We start from the raw sequence: 17222 nt of genomic DNA, 5'->3' as shown, positions 1-17222 counted from the left end.
AGCTAGACTGGCGTGCCGACTTTTCCCGAAGGGTACGAACACCTGTTGTCATCCGAGATCGACCGCGAACGCGCCTATGTGGGCACCCTCTACGAACGCCTCGACGAGCTGAAGGCCGACGCCCGCGTCCGTCTCGAACGGACCCGCCGCGAGACCGTCGGCGGCAACCACCAGAGCCGCAGCGAGCGCGACGCCTACGCGCGCCTGTACGAAGACACCATCGTCCAGCTCGGCTCGGTCGACGAACGGCTCGCGTTCGGTCGCCTCGAGCTCGAGACGCCCGACCTGCTCGGCCAGACCGGCGACGTCGACCGCCCGGCCGAACCGGGCGAGGGCGGGCGGTACCGCTACATCGGCCGCATCGGCCTGCGCGACGAGGCCCACCACCCGATCCTGCTCGACTGGCGCGTCCCCGGGGCCAGCGCGTTCTACCAGGCGACGGCCGCAACGCCCATGGGCGCCCGGGCCCGTCGTCACCTGACCCTCGACGGCCGCACGGTCACCCGCCTCGAGGACGAGGTCTTCGACCCCGACCTGCTCGATCGCGACGACGTGCAGCTGCAGGGCGAGGGGGCGCTCATGGCCGCCCTGACCGCCCAGCGCACCGGCCGCATGACCGACATCGTCGCCACCATCCAGGGCGAGCAGGACCGGATCATCCGCTCTCAGCTCGACGGCGTGCTCGTCGTCCAGGGCGGCCCCGGCACGGGCAAGACGGCCGTCGCGCTGCACCGGGCCGCGTACCTGCTCTACTCGCACCGCGACCGGCTCAAGGGTTCGGGCGTGCTCGTCGTCGGGCCGTCGCGGTCGTTCCTGCGCTACATCGAACAGGTGCTCCCGTCCCTCGGCGAGAGCGGCGTCGTCCTGTCGAGCCTCGGCGGCCTGTACCCGGGCGTCGAGGCCCAGACCGACGACGCGCCCGACGTCGCCGCCCTCAAGGGGTCGGCCGAGATGGCCGAGCTCATGCGTCGCGCCGTCCGGTCGCGGCAGGTCCGCCCGGCCGAGCCGACGACCATCGACATCAACGGCGAACGACTCGTGGTGCGACCGGAGCTCGTCGGCGAGGCCATGCGCAAGGCCCAGGAGCGCGGCAAGCCCCACAACGTGGCCCGGGTCACCTTCAACAAGGCGGCCCTCTCGGCCCTGACGCGCCAGCTGGTCGACCAGATGCGCGAGCACGGCACGACCGTCGACGAGTCCGACGAGGCCGTCCTCCGGGAAGACATCCGGCAGTCGTACGACGTGCGCGTGCTGCTCAACACGGCCTGGCTGCCGCTCAGTGCCGAGAAGCTCGTCGAGGACCTCTTCGCCCGGCCGAACTGGCTCGCGTCGATCACCCCGCGCTGGACGCCCGAGCAGCGCGCCCTGTTGCGCCGCGAACGCGGGGCGGGCTTCACGGTGTCCGACGTGCCGCTGCTCGACGAGGCCGCCGAGCTGCTCGGCGAGTTCCAGACCGGTGTCGACCCCGAGCGCCTGGCCCGCAAGGCCCAGCGCAAGCGCGACATCGAGAACGCCGAGCGGGCGATCGAGAACATGGGCGTCGAGGGCATGGTCAGCGCCGAACAGATCGCCGGCGGCTTCGCCGAGCGGGCGGCGTCGATGACCACGGCCGAGCGGGCCGCGGGCGACCGTACCTGGGCGTTCGGCCACGTGGTGGTCGACGAGGCGCAAGAACTCTCGCCCATGCAGTGGCGACTGCTCTCCCGGCGCTGCCCGCTGCGGTCGTTCACCGTCGTCGGCGACATCGCCCAGGCGTCGAGCCCGGCGTCGGCGACCTCGTGGGACCGCGCCCTCCAGGCCCTGCTCGGCCGTCGTCGCGGCGGGGGCGCCCAGGGCACGTCGGCTCCGTGGCGGCTCGAAGAACTGACCGTCAACTACCGCACGCCGGCGCAGATCGTGACCTACGCCGAGGGCGTCGCGACGGCGAGCGGTCTGCAGATCACCCCGAGCCGATCGGTGCGCTCGAGCGAATGGCCGGTGCGCGAGGTGACCGGCGCCTCCTCGAAGGACGACTTCGTCCGTGCCACCGTCGACGCCGTCCGGGCCGACCGGGCGATCGACTCCGAGGGCACGCTCGCGGTGATCGCCCCCGAGCAGGCCGTCTCGACGCTCGTCGAGGCCCTGTCGGCCGAGTTCGACGGTCTCGTGGCCGCCGGCACGGCGTCGTTGACCAAGCCGATCTCGGTGCTGAGCCCGGCGACGTCGAAGGGTCTCGAGTTCGACTCGGTCGTCGTGGTCGACCCCGAGCGCGTCCGACTGGCGAGCCGACGCGGCAACGCCAGTCTCTACGTGGCGATGACCCGGCCCACGCAACGCCTCACGGTCGTCTCGTAGGCCGGGTCGTCTCGCAGGCCGGGTCGGGGCGCCGGGGCCGGCCGGCTCGGCCTGTGCCGGCTCGGCCTGTGCCGGCTCGGCCCCCGCGCCGGCTCGGCCCCTGACCCGGTCAGGCCCCGGCCACCCCGAACTCGTCGTCGAGGGCCGCCAACTCCCGGTCGACGCGTGCCCTCAGGGCGTCTTTCTCGAGGGCGGGCAGCCAGCTGGCGTCGACGCCAGCGGAGGCCATAGAGCGCACCTGGTCGGCGGTGGCCCCGATCTGTTCGTGCACGATGCGGTACTCGGCGGCGAGGGTCGTCGGGAACATGCCCGGGTCGTCGGAGGCCGGCACGACGTTCAGGCCCGCCTCGAGCATGGCCTCGATGGAGGCGCGGCGCCAGGGACGCCACGACCGTCGCGAGGTCGTCGACACGACGGTGAACGTCACCTGCTCGTCGCGCACGCGCGCGACGACCTCGTCGTCCTCGAGCACGTAGTACCCGTGGTCGATGCGGTCGCAGCCGAGCTGGTCGAGGCACGTGATCGTGTTGACCGCCGTGGGGGAGTGCTCGGACGAGTGCGCCGTCCGGCCCAGCCCGGCCTCGCCCGCGAGTCGGTAGGCATCCACGAACCGCTCGGGTGGCCCGCTCGTCTCGAGGTTGTCGAGGCCGATCCCGGCCACGTACTCGTGCGGGTGGTCCACCACCTGACGGACGAGCTCGAGGGCGTGCTCGCCGCTCCTGCTGCGGTCGATGCCCTGGATCATGCGCCCGGTCATGCCGAAGTCGCGCTCGGCGAGCCGGATGCCCTCGGCGTAGGCCTCCACCGAGCCGGTGTAGCCGAGCGACGCGAGGTGCGGCGGGACGGCGTCGAAGAACAGCTCGAGATGCCGCGTCGCACTCGCGTGGTGCGCGTCCTCGAAGGCCTCGTAGACGATCCGGGTGAGGTCGTCCGCGTCGCGGAGCACCTCGACGACCCAGTTCGAGGCCTGGAACAGCGAGTACGACACCTCGGGCTCGTCGACGCTGCGCCCCTGCGGCACGGGGATGCGCGTGTCGCGGTAGAGAGCCGGGTCGGGCGGGAGCGAGTTGATGTCGGCGAAGATCCGCTCGGGCTCGTCGGGCAGGTCGAGACCCTCGCGGCGGGCCAACTCGGCGAAGGTGCTCGCGCGGACCGTCCCGATCAGGTGGCAGTGCAGGTCGACCTTGGGCATGCGGTCCAGGTAGGCCGGGGGCAGGGTGGTGTCCGTCACCGCGAGGTCACCTCGCGGGCGAAGCGGTCGACCCAGTCCGAGCGGGTGGGGACGAGTTCGGTCGGGTCGAGGGTCGAGTAGCCCGCCGCGACCGGGTCGGCGGCGATGTCGCCCACGACGGCCTCGATCGTGTCGGGCACGGTGGCGCCCGGGGCGACCGGCAGGTCGCCGACGATCTCGGCGGACGAGGTCTGCGCCTCGACCGAGAGCAGGTAGTCGATGAACTGGTTCGCACCGTCGACGTTCTCGGCGCCGGTCGGGATCATCGCGCGGTTGGTGGCCATGTAGCGGCCCGTCGCGGGGGCCGTCCAGGCGATCGGTTCGCCGGACTCGACGAGGTCGGTCGCGAAGCCGCTCAGGGAGTCCGCGGCGACGATCTCGCCCTGCGTCAGCAGGTTGGTCACCTCGGTGGAGGAGCTGTAGAACTGCAGCACGCCGGGGGCCCACTCGCCGAGCCGGTCGAGGGCCGCGTCGATGTCGTAGGGTCCGTCGCCGTACTCCTCCGCGACGCCCGAGACCATCAGCTGGCCGGCCGTCACCGAGATGTCCGGCAGAGCGACCTTGCCCGAGAGCTCCTCTTCGCCGTACAGGCTCCACTGCGCGGCCTCGTCGGCGGTCAGCTCGTCGGTCGAGTACATCGTCCCGTTGAGCTGGTAGCTGTAGGCCGGGCCGAGGTACGAGTCCTCCTTCGCGAAGTCGGCGATCTCGTCGAGCGACGGCACGGCCGAGGAGTCCACCTGCTGGAAGAGGTCGTCCTCCTGGCCGAGTGCCGCGTAGTAGTCCGAGATCAGCATGACGTCCACGTCGGGCTGACCGCCCGCGACCTGCAGCTGGGACAGGCGGTCGGAGTTCGATCCGGTGTCGACGACCACCTCGATGCCGGTCTTCTCGGTGAACGGGTCGATGACGGCTTCCTGGAACTCCTCGACGCCGAACGGGAAGGTGCTCACGGTGATCGTGTCGGCGTCGGACTCGCCGCCGCCGTCGGCGGAGCAGCCGGCGAGCACGAGGGTCGTCGCGGCGACGCCGGCGACGATCGCCAGGCGGGTGCGGAGGGTGGAGGTCATGGTCGTGTCCTTTCGGGGCGGTCTCGGCGAGACCGGGCGGTGTGGAACGCGGGCGGGTGGGACGGTGGAGGGGAGACCCGAGGAGGCGCGCGCGGCTCCGCGCACCGGGCGGGTCAGTCGGCGAGGGCCACGAGCCGCGACGCCGGCGCCGAGACGGTCACCCGGTCGCCGATCGCGACCGTCTCGGAGCCGGTGCTGCGGACGTCCGACAGCAGGCGCACCTCGGCACCGGCGGCGTCGACGGCCTGCACGGTGACGAGCAGGTCGACCCCGCGGTACGCGACGTCGGTGACGACCGCGGCGAGCTGCAGGCCGTCGGGCACCGCGCCTCCTGCGGGGGTCCCGGGGACGACCCCGAGGTGCTCGGGGCGGATCGCGAGCAGCGTGCCGTCGGTCGCCGTGACGAAGTTCTCGTAGCCGAGGAAGTCGGCGACGAAGCGGTTCGCCGGGTTCGGGAACACGTGCTGGGGCGAGCCCTGCTGCATGATCCGGCCGGCCCGCATGAGCACCATGTCGTCGCTCATCTCGAGCGCTTCGTCCTGGTCGTGCGTGACCAACACGACGGTGAGGCCCGTCTCGCCCTGGATGCGGCGGATCTCGGCGCGCATCTGGACGCGCAGGCGCGCGTCGAGGTTCGACAGGGGTTCGTCGAGCAGCAACAGCTTCGGCCGGATGGCGATGGCGCGGGCCAGCGCGACGCGCTGTTGCTGGCCGCCCGAGAGCTTCTTCGGCTTGCTGCCGGCGAGGTGGGCCAAGCCGACCAGGTCGAGGGTCTCCATGACGCGACGGCGGCGCTCGGCGGTGTCGACGCCCCGCAGCTTCAGGCCGTAGCCGACGTTGTCGGCGACGCTCAGGTGCGGGAACAGTGCGTAGGACTGGAACACCATGCCCAGGTCGCGCCTCTCGGGTGGGGTGCGCGTGCTGTCGACGCCGGCGATGCGGATCGTCCCCGACGACGGGGCGGCGTAGCCGGCGAGCATGCGCAGGCTCGTCGTCTTGCCACAGCCGCTCGGGCCGAGCAGCGTCGTGAGCTTGCCCTCGGCGATCGACAGGTCGATCGAGTCGACGGCGGTGAAGTCGCCGAAGACCTGGCTGACGGCGACGAATTCTGCTGCGGTGCTCATCTGTTGATGCCTCCGAAGATCTTGGCGAAGCCGACGGTGCGTTCGGCGATGACGGCGATGACGACGGTGCCCGCGAGGATCAGCGTGGCCATCGCCGCGACCATGGGGTCGTAGCTCTGCTGCACGTAGTCGAGCATCGTGACGGGCAGGGTGCGGAAGTCGCGGCTCTGCAGCAGCAGCGACAGGGGCACGTTGTTGAACGAGGTGACGAAGCTGAGCAGCGCCGCCGAGAAGATGCCGGGCCGCAGCAGGGGCAGGGTCACCGTGACGAAGGCCCGCAGGGGAGACGCGCCGAGACCGCGGGCGGCCTCCTCGAGGGCGGGGTCGGCCAGTGCCAGGGAGGCGCCGGTCACGCGGACCGCGTAGGGCAGCATCAACACGGTGTGCCCGATCAACAGCACGGGGAAGGCGTCGAGCCGGAACCCGATGACGAGCTGCTGGTAGAGCGCGAGCCCCACCACGAGCTCCGGGACGATCAGGGGCGACAGGAACAGCGCCTCGACGAGGCCCTTGCCCGGCAGCCTGCCGCGATGGATCGCCAGGGTCGCGGGGATGCCGACGAGCAGGGCGAGCACGGTGGCGATCAGGGCCAGCTGGAGGCTCGAGACCAGGGCCTGGGTGAACGGGTCGTAGCCGAAGGCGGCCTCGAACCAGCGCAGCGAGAACCCCTGGGGCGGGAAGCGCAGGGTGCGTTCACTCGTGAACGCGGTGGCGACGACGAAGAGGATCGGGACGATCATCACGACGTAGCCGGCGACGGCGAGCGTGCCGGCGACCGGGCGGCGGGTGGTCACGAGGTGGCTCCTTTCCGGGCGACGAGCGACGACAAGCCGGAGACGACGAAGACCAACACGGTCATGATCAGGGCGGTGGCCGAGGCCCCGGCCCAGTCGATCGTCACGCTCGAGTACGAGAAGAGCTGGGTGGCGAGCATGCGTTGGCCCGAGCCGCCGAGCAGGTACGGGGTCGTGTAGGCGGTGACCGAGCCCGCGAAGACGAGGGTGGCCGCGACGACGACGCCGGGCAGAGAGAGGGGCACGACGATGCTCCAGAAGGTTCGCGTGCGGCTCGCGCCGAGTCCGCTGGCGGCGTCGTCGAGGCCCGGGTCGACCTGGGCCACGGCCGAGTAGCACGAGATGATCGCGAGCGGCAGGAACAACTGGGTCAGGCCCAGCACGATCGCCAGCTCGGTGTAGAGCAGCTGCGGGGCCTCGTCGACCAGGCCGAGCGTCGTGAGCAGTTGACCGATGGCGCCGTTCTTGCCGAGCACCACGAGCCACCCGAAGGTGCGGACGACGTTGCTGAGCAGCAGCGGGAAGATCGCCAGGGCGAGCAGGACGCCCGACCAGCGCGAGGTCGAACGGGCCAGCAGGTAGGCGATGGGGAAGCCGAGGGCCACGCAGATGACCGTGACGACCAGGCCGAGCCCCACGGTCCGACCGATGATGCGCAGGTCGAACGGGTCGGTGAGCATCTGGCCGAGGCGGCCGACGATCTCGCCGGCGGTCACGCCGGGTGGGGCGAAGAGCATCGCGAGCGACGGCACAGCGAAACCGATCAGCAGGAACGCGAGGCCCGGCAGCAGCAGGAGCAGCGCGGGTTTGCGGGACGTCACGGGTTGTCCTCCGATCGGTGTGGCCTCTGGGGGGATGCCGACCCCACCTCGGGTGAAACCGGTTACATCGACCCTAAGGGCGCTGGTCGCCTGCGTCGGCCCCGCTGTGTAAACACCTTGTTACAAGCGTCGGACCGCCGCGCGGGACCGGTTTCACGGAGGCCCTAGGGTGGTGGGCATGACTGGGGCAGGGCGGCTCGCGACGCTGGCGGACGTGGCGACGCTGGCGGGCGTGTCGAAGGCCACCGCCTCTCGCGTCCTCAGCCGCCCCGAGCTGGTGTCGCCCGACACGGCCGGACGCGTGCTCGCCGCCGCCGAGAAGCTCGGCTTCGTGCCCAACCGGGCGGCCCGCCAGCTGGCGAGGGGGCGCACGGGCGTGGTCGCGCTCGTCGTGCCGACCCTCGACAACGCGTTCTTCACGCCGATCATCGCCGGGGCCCAGGCCGCGGCGGGCGAGGCCGACCTCCAGCTGACGGTCGCCGTCCACCCGCTGGCCGAGGCGGGCGAGCTGTCGGCGTTCGAGCGGCTGTCGCACCAGGTCGACGGGTTCATCGTCGTCGCCCCGCGCGGGGCCGACGACGTCGTGCGGGCCGCGACCGGCCACAAGCCGACCGTGCTCGTCGACCGCGAGGTGACCGGGGTGTCGTCGGTCGTCGCCGACACGGCGGCCGCCTTCGGCTCGCTCGTGTCGCGCTTCGTCGCCGAGGGGCACGAGCGCGTCGTCTACCTCGGCGGGCCCGACGGCTCGTGGCAGAACACCCAACGCACGGCCGCGGTGGTCGACGCGGCGGCCGGCCGGGCCGAGCTCACGGTGCTGGGTCCCTACCCGTCGACCTTCGAAGCCGGCGTCCGGGCGAGCGACCACGTCCTCGCCTCCGGGGCGACGGCCGTCGTGCCCTACGCGACGGCCATCGGGCTCGGCCTGATGTTCGTCCTCCGGGCCGACGAGCACCGCGACCGCTCCGTCACGGTCAGCTCGGAGCGCATGGTCGTCGACGCCCTCGGTCTGGTCGGCGTCCCGGCGATCGACGTCGACGGCGAGCACCTGGGGCGGGTCGCGGCCGGCCGCCTGCTCGAGCTGCTGGCACCGGGTGGGCCGTCCGAGCCGACCTCCACGCGCCTCCCGGTGCCGGTCCGCTGGCCCTGACCTCGCCGACGGGCTGCGGAGCCCGACGCGGCTCGGCTGGAGGCGGCCGGGCCGGAGGAGGCTCTGCGGTGGGCACCGGGCGTCGGGCGTCAGGCGTCGGGCGTCGGGTGTCGGGCGCCTCAGCGGGAGGCGCCTCAGCGGTAGTCGGCGGGCCAGGCGAATGCCGGAGGCGCGGTGACGGTCTCGCCGATCGGCGCGAGCACGAGGTCGATGCGTTCGAAGTCCCGCAGCGGGATGCCGGCCGGGTCGGACGTGTAGGGGCTGCCGCCGACGAAGGTGTGCAGTTCGAGCCCGTCGTCGTGCCCGAGCGACCCGACCCCGCGTCCGTCGAGGGCGACGTCCCACTCGCTGAACAGTTGGCCCAGCACGAACGTCTCGCGGGTGGGGGACTCGACGTGCACGATGCCGCTCGTGTCGTGCGTGTGGATCTCGGCGGCGAACTTCGCGTCCGAGTCGTGCCCGATGTCGCCGGGCACGGTCACCGCCTGCCCGTCGACGGTGATCGAGAGGTGCGTGTGCACGTGCATGGCGAGGTCCTGGCCCCAGACGTTCTCGAGACCGGCGGCGGCGGCCCGGGTCTCGAGCCGGTCGGTGGCGGGTCGACCCCACGGAGGCGCGGTGACGGCCCCTCGGACGTTCAGCGGGTTGCCGCTCTGCACCACGGCCACCCCGACCCCGCCCGCCACGAGGACGACGAGGGCGAGCAGCCCCGCGAGCACCTCGCCCGAGAGACGCCGACGAGGTCGGCGCGTACGGTCGCTCATCGGGTCGGACCGGCCTCGGCCTCGGAGGTGCTGCGGACGCGGTCCACGAGCTCGCGCCACGGCCCCGTGACCTGCTGCTCGGGCAGTTTGGCCTTGCGGGTGGGCCGGGTCTCGGCCGTGATGACCCAGACGAAGCGATCGGGCTGCACGGCCTGCGCGGCGGCCGGGGCCTGCGACCAGGGCACCTGGTCGATGAGGACGAGCCACGACTCGGTGTCGGGCTCGGAGTCGACGTCGACCGTCCAACTGCGGGTGAGACCGGCGAAGCCACCGGAGCGCGACACGGTGACCTTCATGGGCGCGATGCTACCCCGGCCGTGTCCGGGGCAGCAGGGTCTCGTGCCGGTCGGCGTCAGCTGGCCGGGGTGACCCCGACGCCCTTCCACCCGGCCGACGTCGCGCGGGTCTCGTCGGAGTCCGCTCCGTACCGTGTGGTCGCAGCGTCCACGGTGGCCGCCGCGAACTGCGCGAAGGTCGCCTCGGTCGACAGCGTGCCGCCGATGAGCGTGTCGTACCAGATCTGCCCGGCCCGCAACCAGGCCTCGCCACCGAGCGCCTTGGCGACGAGGTAGAAGGCCCGGTTGGGGATGCCCGAGTTGAGGTGCACCCCGCCGTTGTCGTCGGTGGTCTCGACGTAGTCGTCCAGGTGGGCGGGTTGGGGGTCCTTCCCGAGGACGTCGTCGTCGTACGCGGTGCCCGGGGCCTTCATCGACCGCAGCGCCCGCCCCTGCACCTCGGCGGTGAAGAGCCCTTCGCCGATGAGCCAGGTCGCGTCGTCGGCGGTCTGCCCGAACAGGTGCTGCTCGACGAGCGCCCCGAACACGTCGCTGACCGACTCGTTGAGCGCACCCGACTGCCCCTGGTAGGTGAGGTTCGCGGTGTACTGCGTGACGCCGTGGGTGAGCTCGTGCCCGATGACGCTGACCGAGGCCGTGAAGCGCCCGAAGACTTCGCCGTCGCCGTCGCCGAACACCATCCGCTCGCCGTTCCAGAAGGCGTTGTCGTAGTCCTGGCCGTAGTGGACGGTCGCGTCGAGCGGCAGCCCGGCGCCGTCGATCGACGAGCGCCCGTAGACCTCGTGGAACAGCGCGTAGGTCGCGCCGAGGGCGTCGTACGCCTCGGTGGCGGCGACGTCGTCGGTGGCGGGTTCGCCCTCGCCGCGGACGCGGACGCCCGGCAGCTCTTCGGTGCCCTGCGCGTCGGACACCGTGCGCTCGAGCACGGACTCCACGCCGAGCGCCCCCCGGACGACCGGGGGAGTCGCGTTGCGGTCGACGGCCTCCATCGCGAGCAGGCCGTTGCGCGCGGCCTGCGGTGCCCGGTGCAGGCGGGGCGAATCGGCTTCGGCGAGGTGGGCGAGCAGGTACGGGGGGACGATGAACCGCGACATGCGTGCACTCTCGCACGCGCCTCCGACATCGGGCCCGACTGTTCACACGATCGTGACGTACCGGTCGGTCGCGCGTCGCGGGGACGGACTCAGCAGGCCTCGAGGGGCGGGGGGCGCCGTCCGCCCGACTACCGTTGGGGGCATGACCGTCACCGATGCCTCCTCGTTCGTCGACAGCAAGATCGCCGTCGTCCCCGACTTCCCGAAGCCCGGCATCCTCTTCCGCGACGTCACCCCGCTCTTCTCCGACGCCGACGCGTTCGCCACCGTGACCACGGCGCTCTCCGAGCCGTTCGACGGCGGGTTCGTCGCCGTCGCCGGCATCGAGGCGCGCGGCTTCGCGCTCGCCGGGGCCATCGCGATCGAGCAGGGCGTCGGCGTCCTCACGGTGCGCAAGGCGGGCAAGCTGCCCGGCGAGGTCCTCAGCGAGAGCTACGCCCTGGAGTACGGCGAGGCCACGCTCGAACTGCGTCCGAACCAGATCCCGGCGGGTCGAGCGTCCTGATCGTCGACGACGTGCTGGCGACCGGCGGCACGGTCGAGGCGACCGTCACCCTGCTCGAACGAGCGGGCTACGTCGTGGCCGGCGTCGCCGTGCTGCTCGAGCTCGACGGCCTCGGTGGCCGGGCCCGCCTCGAGGGCCACGTCCCCGTGCACGCCCTGTCGTCCGCCCCCGCCTGACGTCTCGCGTCGGTCGGGTGCCGGTGGCCGTCGGACCTCAGGCGAACGACCGAGCGGCTTCGAGCGCACCGGGGAAGAGCAACCCCGCCCCGCCCAGCAGGCAGCCCAGGGCGACGAGCACGAAGACCCCGACCCAGACGACGCCCGGCACCCGGGTCAGCCCGGCGAGCTGGTCGGCGTCCGACGCGGTCGAGCGTGAGCGCCGCCGGCTCCGTTGCAGTTCGAGCGACGCCCGCAGCGCGCCGAAGCCGAGGACCGACGTCACGACGAGTCCGAACACCGCCTGCCAGGTCGGCGACGCGAAGAACGTCACGGCGACGACGAGGGCGGCGCCGAGCAGCACCACCCAGAGCCCGAACCAGTTGCGGATCTGCACGAGCATCAGCGCGAGCAGCAGCAGCAGGGCCCAGAGCAGCCCGGCCGCGTAGCCGGCCGACAGCAGCCACGCGGCGCCCAGGGCGGCGATCGCGGGTGCGGTGTAGCCGGCGAGCAACGTGATGACCATGCCCGCCCCGGTCCGCGGCCCCTTCGACACGGTCAGGCCCGAGGTGTCCGAGTGCAGTCGGATGCCCGTCAGCCGACGACCGGTCAGCACCGCGGCGAGGCCGTGCCCGCCCTCGTGCACGACGGTGACGGCGTGCCGCACCGTGTGCCAGATGCCCGGCAGCAGCACGAGCAGGAGGCCGGCGGCGACGCTGCCGAGCAGCCACGAGCCGGGCAGGGGGGCGGCGAGCTGGCTGATCCGGGCCCAGAGGTCGGTGAGTGCGTCCACCCGACGAGCCTAGGAGGCGCGGTGCGCGGGGTCGCGCACCGCGCCTCCTCGGCCCTGCCGCGGTCGCCCCCGGGGCGGGTCGTCCTCCAGGCTGATCTTGGGCCGTTCCGGGCGTCCTCCCACCGACCGGTGCCGCACCATGGACGGATGCGTCGCGCCGTCCTCCTCCTGCTCACCCTCGTCTACCTCGCCGGGGTCGCCTGGATGACCCTGCGACCGAGCGTCTACGACGCGGACACCGGAGCGTTGCTCTGGCGGGCGCTCGACGTCTTCGCCCGGCACGACGAGACCTCGTGGATCACCTTCGCCCGGGTCGAGGCCGCGGCGAACGTGGCGATGTTCGTCCCGATGGGCATGTTCCCGGCGCTCCTGCTGCCGAAGCGCTTCTGGTGGGTCGGCATCGTGGTCGGGTTCGCCGCGACGGTGGGCATCGAGACCTTCCAGGCGACGTACCTGTCGGCCACGCGCTTCTCCGACCCGCAGGACCTCGTCATGAACACCCTCGGGGCCGCGATCGGCGCGGCGTTCGTCGGACTCGTCCTGCCCCGGCGGCGTCGGGGTCGGGGACGGGGCCGATCGCGACAGGGGTCGGCGGCGCCCGTCTGGTAGGCTCCTCAGGTTGCCGTCTGAACGGCCGCGGAGAAAGAGAGCTCGCACATCCGGTGACGAGCACCGCGCAACGAACTGAAAGGGGATCCCTCCATGGCACTCGCACCTGACGTCAAGACCCGGATCATCGAAGAATACGCGACCCACCCCGGCGACACCGGATCCCCCGAGGTCCAGGTCGCCGTGATGACGCAGCGCATCCTCGACCTGACCGAGCACCTCAAAGAGCACAAGCACGACCACCACTCGCGTCGTGGCCTGTTGCTGCTCGTCGGCCAGCGCCGTCGCCTCCTGGGCTACCTGTCCAAGGTCGACATCGAGCGCTACCGCACGCTCATCGGTCGTCTCGGCCTGCGCCGCTAGTCCTCGCGCTCCGGACGTCTCGACGACGGCCCCCTCGGCACCCAGCTCCGGCTGCACGCCGAGGGGGCCGTTCTCTCGTTCCGGGGGAGGGGCGGTGCCCGTGCCCGAGGGCAGGTGCGGCGCTCAGTACCAGTTGTTCGCGACCGAGTGCGCCCACGCGGCGCACATCGTGCCGTAGCGGCCCTGGATGTACCCGATGCCCCAATCCACCTGGGTGCGGTAGTTCGTCTGCCAGTCCAGTCCACTCGAGGCCATCTTGTTGCCGGGCAGGGCCTGGGGGATGCCGTAGGCACCGCCCGACGGGTTGGTCGCGTTGGTGCGCCAGCCCGATTCTTTGTTCCAGAGCTGGACGAGGCAGGTGTACTCGGCCCCGGACCCGACCTTCGTGGCCGCGTAGGCCTTGGCGCCCGCCGGGTCGTTCACCGCTCCGGTCGGGGGAGGCGTCGCTCCGCCGGGACGTCCCGTGCCGGGGACGGTCGCCCCGCCCCCGGACGATCCACCACCCCCGGACGATCCGCCACCTCCGGACGATCCGCCACGTGACGGCGCCCTCGCGGCGGCGGCGGCCTGGGCCTTCGCCGCGGCCTCCTGCGCCGCGTACGCCTGCTGCGCGGCGACCCCGGCCCGGTACTGCTGTTCGAGCTCCGCCGTCGAGTCCTTCAGGGCGGCGAGCTGGGCGTAGAGGTCGGACGACCTCTGGGTGGCGCTGGCCACCTCGGCGTCCGCGGTCGCCTGCGCCGCGGCGGCCTGGTCGGCCGTGGCCCGGGCATCACGCGCGAGCGAGTCGCGCCGGTCGGCCGCGGTCGTCGCCTGCTCGCTGAGGGACGACACCGTGTTGCTCGCGGTCGTGGCGTCGGCGAGCACCGTCTGCCACCGGTCGCCGAGCTGCGTGAGCGAGCCCAACTGGTACAGCGCGGCCCCGGGGTCGGGCGACGTGAAGAGGTCGGTGCCCAGGGTCTGCGTGCCGCCGGTGCGGAACAGGCTGCCGGCGAGCTGGCCGGCCTCCCGCTCCGCCGTGTCGGCGGTGGCCCGCGCACGCTCGGCGTCGGCCGAGAGCTCGTCCGCTCGCTGCGACGCCGCCGCGAGGTCGGACTGCGCCGCCGCGTCGGCCTGGTCGGCGAGGACCGCCTCGTCGCTGCGGTCGGACGCGGCCTTCTCGAGGCTGTCGAGCGACGCGTCGATCAGGCCGACCTGCGCCTGGGTCGCCGCAGCGTTCCCCTTCGCGGCCTCGACCTGGGCCCAGGTCGGGTACCCCGCGGCGGACGCGGCGGACGGCGCCACGAGCGTCGTCAACACGAGAGCCAAGGAGGCGCCGGTCGCCACCGCGAGGCGGCTCGCGCGACGATCCCGGCCGGACCTGTCGTGAGCACGCATGGAACCGACCCTAACGCCGTCCCCCCGGCACCGCGCCTCCCCGTCCGGGCGACACCCGCGTCGCGGACCCCGGCCGGACGGGTCCGAGTGCTAAGATCGCGCTCGGAGCAGGCCGGTACGGCTGCTGGTCACCGGTGGTGACAGGCGGAATGCCCCGACCGACGCCGAGCGTCCGGGTCGGGTGCGGGGTCCGACCGTTTCTACTGTTGGCCAGACGTGCCACCGCCTCCGTCGCGTTGTTGCACGTGCATGTCGCCATGCCGTCCACGCCGCCCGCTCCGGTACACATCGATGCCCACACGGGGCCTCGATGCAAAACAAAGAGGAGTAGCCCCCACATGGAGGGTCCAGAGATCAAGTTCGGCGAAGCCGTCCTCGACAACGGCAAGTTCGGCAAGCGCACCATCCGATTCGAGACCGGTCGTCTCGCCCAGCAGGCTCAGGGAGCCGTCGCTGCCTACCTCGACGAAGACACCATGCTCCTGTCGGCCACGAGCGCCAGCAAGAAGCCGAAGGACAACTTCGACTTCTTCCCGCTCACCATCGACGTCGAAGAGCGTTCGTACGCCGCGGGCAAGATCCCCGGCTCGTTCTTCCGCCGCGAGGGTCGCCCCTCGACCGAGGCCATCCTGGTCTGCCGCCTCATCGACCGGCCGCTGCGTCCCTCGTTCGTCGAGGGTCTGCGCAACGAGGTCCAGGTCGTCATCACGGTGCTGAGCATCGCTCCCGACGAGTTCTACGACGCCCTCGCGATCAACGCGGCCAGCGCCTCCACCCAGATCTCGGGTCTGCCGTTCTCCGGCCCCATCGCCGGTGTGCGTCTCGCCCTGATCGGTGACCAGTGGGTCGCCTTCCCCAAGGCCAGCCAGCTCGCGGACGCCGTCTTCGACCTGACCGTCGCGGGCCGTGTCGTCACCGACGCCGCCGGCAACGAGGACGTCGCGATCATGATGGTCGAGGCCGAGGCCACCGAGCACGCCTGGGGTCTCATCCAGGGCGGCGCCACGAAGCCCGACGAGGCGATCGTGGCCCAGGGCCTCGAGGCCGCCAAGCCCTTCCTCAAGCAGCTCGTCGACGCCCAGGCGACGATGGCCGCCCAGGCCGCGAAGGAGATCGCCGACTACCCGGTGTTCCTCCCCTACACCGACGAGGTGCTCGAGGCCGTCACGGCCGCCGCCGGCACCGAGCTCGCCGAGGTCTACAAGATCGCCGGCAAGATCGAGCGCCAGGACGCCGACGACGCCCTCAAGTCGCGTGTCAAGGACGCGATCGCCGCGAAGGTCGACGCGGGCGAGCTGCCCGACACGGCCCTCGGCCAGGTCGGTGCCGCCTACAAGTCGGCCACGAAGAAGGTCGTCCGCGACCGCATCCTCACCGAGCAGATCCGCATGGACGGCCGCGGCCTCGCCGACATCCGTCCGCTCGACGCCGAGGTGCAGGTCATCCCGCGCGTCCACGGCTCCGCCATCTTCCAGCGCGGCGAGACCCAGATCATGGGCGTCACCACGCTGAACATGCTCAAGATGGAGCAGCAGATCGACTCGCTGAGCCCGGTCACCAAGAAGCGCTACCTGCACCACTACAACTTCCCGCCCTACTCGACCGGTGAGACCGGCCGCGTCGGGTCGCCGAAGCGTCGCGAGATCGGGCACGGCTTCCTCGCCGAGCGCGCCCTCGTGCCGGTGCTGCCCAGCCGCGAAGAGTTCCCCTACGCGATCCGTCAGGTGTCCGAGGCCCTCGGCTCCAACGGTTCGACGTCGATGGGTTCGGTCTGCGCGTCGACCCTGTCGCTGCTCAACGCCGGTGTGCCCCTCAAGGCCCCGGTCGCCGGCATCGCCATGGGACTCGTCTCCGACACCGTCGACGGTCAGACCCGCTACGCGGCCCTGACCGACATCCTCGGTGCCGAAGACGCTCTGGGCGACATGGACTTCAAGGTCGCCGGCACGAGCGAGTTCGTCACGGCGATCCAGCTCGACACCAAGCTCGACGGTCTGCCGACCGCCGTGCTCGACGCCGCCCTCAAGCAGGCCAAGGAGGCGCGCACCGCCATCCTCGGCGTGCTCAACTCGGCGATCGACGCCCCCGACGAGATGGCCCCGACCGCGCCCCGCGTGATCTCGGTCCAGATCCCGCAGGACAAGATCGGCGAGCTGATCGGCCCCAAGGGCAAGACGATCAACGCCATCCAGGACGAGACCGGCGCCGACATCAGCATCGAAGAAGACGGAACCGTCTACATCGGTGCCGTCGACGGCCCCTCGGCCGAGGCCGCCCGCGCCCAGGTCAACGCGATCGCCAACCCGACCAACCCCGAGATCGGCGAGCAGTTCCTCGGCACGGTCGTCAAGATCGCGTCCTTCGGTGCGTTCGTCTCGCTCCTCCCCGGCAAGGACGGCCTGCTGCACATCAGCGAGGTCCGCAAGCTCGCCGGCGGCAAGCGCGTCGAGAACGTCGAGGACGTCCTCGGCGTCGGCCAGAAGATCCTCGTCGAGATCACGAAGATCGACGACCGCGGCAAGCTCTCGCTCGCCCCGGTCGTGGCGGAAGAAGCCGACACCGACTCGAGCGGAGCGACCGAGCAGTCGACCGACGAGTCCGTCGACGCGTAGTCACCGCACCACGAAGGGCCCGCCCCGACCTCGGTCGGGGCGGGCCCTTCGCCGTCCCGGCGGGGCTCCCTGGTCGCTGCCGGAGCAGGAGGCGCGTCCCCCGGATCGGGGCGGCGACACGGCGTAACGATTGGGTGCG

At 72.0% G+C, this 17222-nt stretch carries 15 protein-coding genes and 1 pseudogene; 6 read left to right on the top strand and 10 right to left on the bottom strand.

Annotated features, from left to right (window positions below; translation table 11 throughout):
• Positions 1-42 precede the first annotated feature (42 nt).
• Complete coding sequence (locus tag IFT79_RS00350; protein WP_159828635.1) at positions 43-2334, top strand: HelD family protein; 2292 nt, start codon at positions 43-45, stop codon at positions 2332-2334.
• A 109-nt stretch (positions 2335-2443) separates the two neighbouring features.
• Here the strand turns inward: IFT79_RS00350 and IFT79_RS00345 are convergent, their stop codons facing one another.
• The 5 genes from IFT79_RS00345 to IFT79_RS00325 form a co-directional block, all read right to left on the bottom strand.
• Positions 2444-3565, bottom strand: a complete 1122-nt coding sequence (locus IFT79_RS00345; protein ID WP_342211732.1) for an adenosine deaminase family protein — start codon at positions 3563-3565, stop codon at positions 2444-2446.
• Positions 3562-4632, bottom strand: a complete 1071-nt coding sequence (locus tag IFT79_RS00340; protein ID WP_192122636.1) for an extracellular solute-binding protein — start codon at positions 4630-4632, stop codon at positions 3562-3564. The genes IFT79_RS00345 and IFT79_RS00340 overlap by 4 nt, the downstream gene beginning before the upstream one ends.
• Before the next feature lie 113 nt (positions 4633-4745).
• Positions 4746-5756: an ABC transporter ATP-binding protein gene (locus IFT79_RS00335; protein WP_192122635.1), complete on the bottom strand. Its 1011-nt coding sequence runs from the start codon at positions 5754-5756 to the stop codon at positions 4746-4748.
• Positions 5753-6550: an ABC transporter permease gene (locus IFT79_RS00330; protein WP_233568518.1), complete on the bottom strand. Its 798-nt coding sequence runs from the start codon at positions 6548-6550 to the stop codon at positions 5753-5755. Before IFT79_RS00330 ends, IFT79_RS00335 begins: the two co-directional genes overlap by 4 nt.
• Positions 6547-7371, bottom strand: a complete 825-nt coding sequence (locus IFT79_RS00325; protein ID WP_342211731.1) for an ABC transporter permease — start codon at positions 7369-7371, stop codon at positions 6547-6549. Before IFT79_RS00325 ends, IFT79_RS00330 begins: the two co-directional genes overlap by 4 nt.
• Before the next feature lie 178 nt (positions 7372-7549).
• On the opposite strand from IFT79_RS00325, the gene IFT79_RS00320 reads away from it, so the two are divergent.
• A complete protein-coding gene (locus IFT79_RS00320; protein WP_192122634.1) occupies positions 7550-8518 on the top strand; it encodes a LacI family DNA-binding transcriptional regulator in 969 nt (322 codons plus the stop codon).
• A 134-nt stretch (positions 8519-8652) separates the two neighbouring features.
• Here IFT79_RS00320 and IFT79_RS00315 read toward each other — a convergent pair whose 3' ends face one another.
• From IFT79_RS00315 to IFT79_RS00305, 3 genes are read right to left on the bottom strand one after another with little or no spacing between them, the layout of a single operon-like run.
• Positions 8653-9282, bottom strand: a complete 630-nt coding sequence (locus tag IFT79_RS00315; RefSeq protein WP_159826836.1) for a hypothetical protein — start codon at positions 9280-9282, stop codon at positions 8653-8655.
• The gene (locus tag IFT79_RS00310; RefSeq protein WP_056048144.1) at positions 9279-9578 is read right to left on the bottom strand and encodes a protealysin inhibitor emfourin; all 300 of its coding nucleotides are present in this window, start codon (positions 9576-9578) and stop codon (positions 9279-9281) included. Before IFT79_RS00310 ends, IFT79_RS00315 begins: the two co-directional genes overlap by 4 nt.
• Before the next feature lie 56 nt (positions 9579-9634).
• Positions 9635-10672, bottom strand: a complete 1038-nt coding sequence (locus IFT79_RS00305; RefSeq protein ID WP_192122633.1) for a M4 family metallopeptidase — start codon at positions 10670-10672, stop codon at positions 9635-9637.
• A 142-nt stretch (positions 10673-10814) separates the two neighbouring features.
• Here IFT79_RS00305 and IFT79_RS00300 point away from each other — a divergent pair.
• Positions 10815-11353, top strand: a pseudogene (locus IFT79_RS00300) (adenine phosphoribosyltransferase).
• 37 nt (positions 11354-11390) lie between these two features.
• Here IFT79_RS00300 and IFT79_RS00295 read toward each other — a convergent pair.
• Complete coding sequence (locus IFT79_RS00295; protein WP_056048138.1) at positions 11391-12125, bottom strand: M50 family metallopeptidase; 735 nt, start codon at positions 12123-12125, stop codon at positions 11391-11393.
• A 147-nt stretch (positions 12126-12272) separates the two neighbouring features.
• On the opposite strand from IFT79_RS00295, the gene IFT79_RS00290 reads away from it, so the two are divergent.
• Positions 12273-12734 carry a VanZ family protein gene (locus IFT79_RS00290; RefSeq protein WP_192122632.1) on the top strand — a complete coding sequence of 154 codons (462 nt, stop codon included), beginning with the start codon at positions 12273-12275 and terminating at the stop codon, positions 12732-12734.
• Positions 12735-12827: 93 nt separating this feature from the next.
• On the top strand, positions 12828-13097 hold the full coding sequence (rpsO, locus tag IFT79_RS00285; protein ID WP_043596660.1) for a 30S ribosomal protein S15: 270 nt from the start codon (positions 12828-12830) through the stop codon (positions 13095-13097).
• Between the two features lie 123 nt (positions 13098-13220).
• Here the strand turns inward: rpsO and IFT79_RS00280 are convergent, their stop codons facing one another.
• Positions 13221-14471, bottom strand: coding sequence for a coiled-coil domain-containing protein (locus tag IFT79_RS00280; protein WP_192122631.1), 1251 nt, complete (start codon positions 14469-14471; stop codon positions 13221-13223).
• 338 nt (positions 14472-14809) lie between these two features.
• Between IFT79_RS00280 and IFT79_RS00275 the strand changes: the two genes are divergently transcribed.
• Positions 14810-17083, top strand: coding sequence for a polyribonucleotide nucleotidyltransferase (locus tag IFT79_RS00275; protein ID WP_056048130.1), 2274 nt, complete (start codon positions 14810-14812; stop codon positions 17081-17083).
• Positions 17084-17222 lie beyond the last annotated feature (139 nt).

Origin of the sequence: Frigoribacterium sp. CFBP 8759, assembly GCF_014841655.1 — a bacterium.
In the GTDB taxonomy this organism is placed as follows: Bacteria; Actinomycetota; Actinomycetes; order Actinomycetales; family Microbacteriaceae; genus Frigoribacterium.
This window is presented reverse-complemented; position numbering and strand designations above follow the sequence as displayed.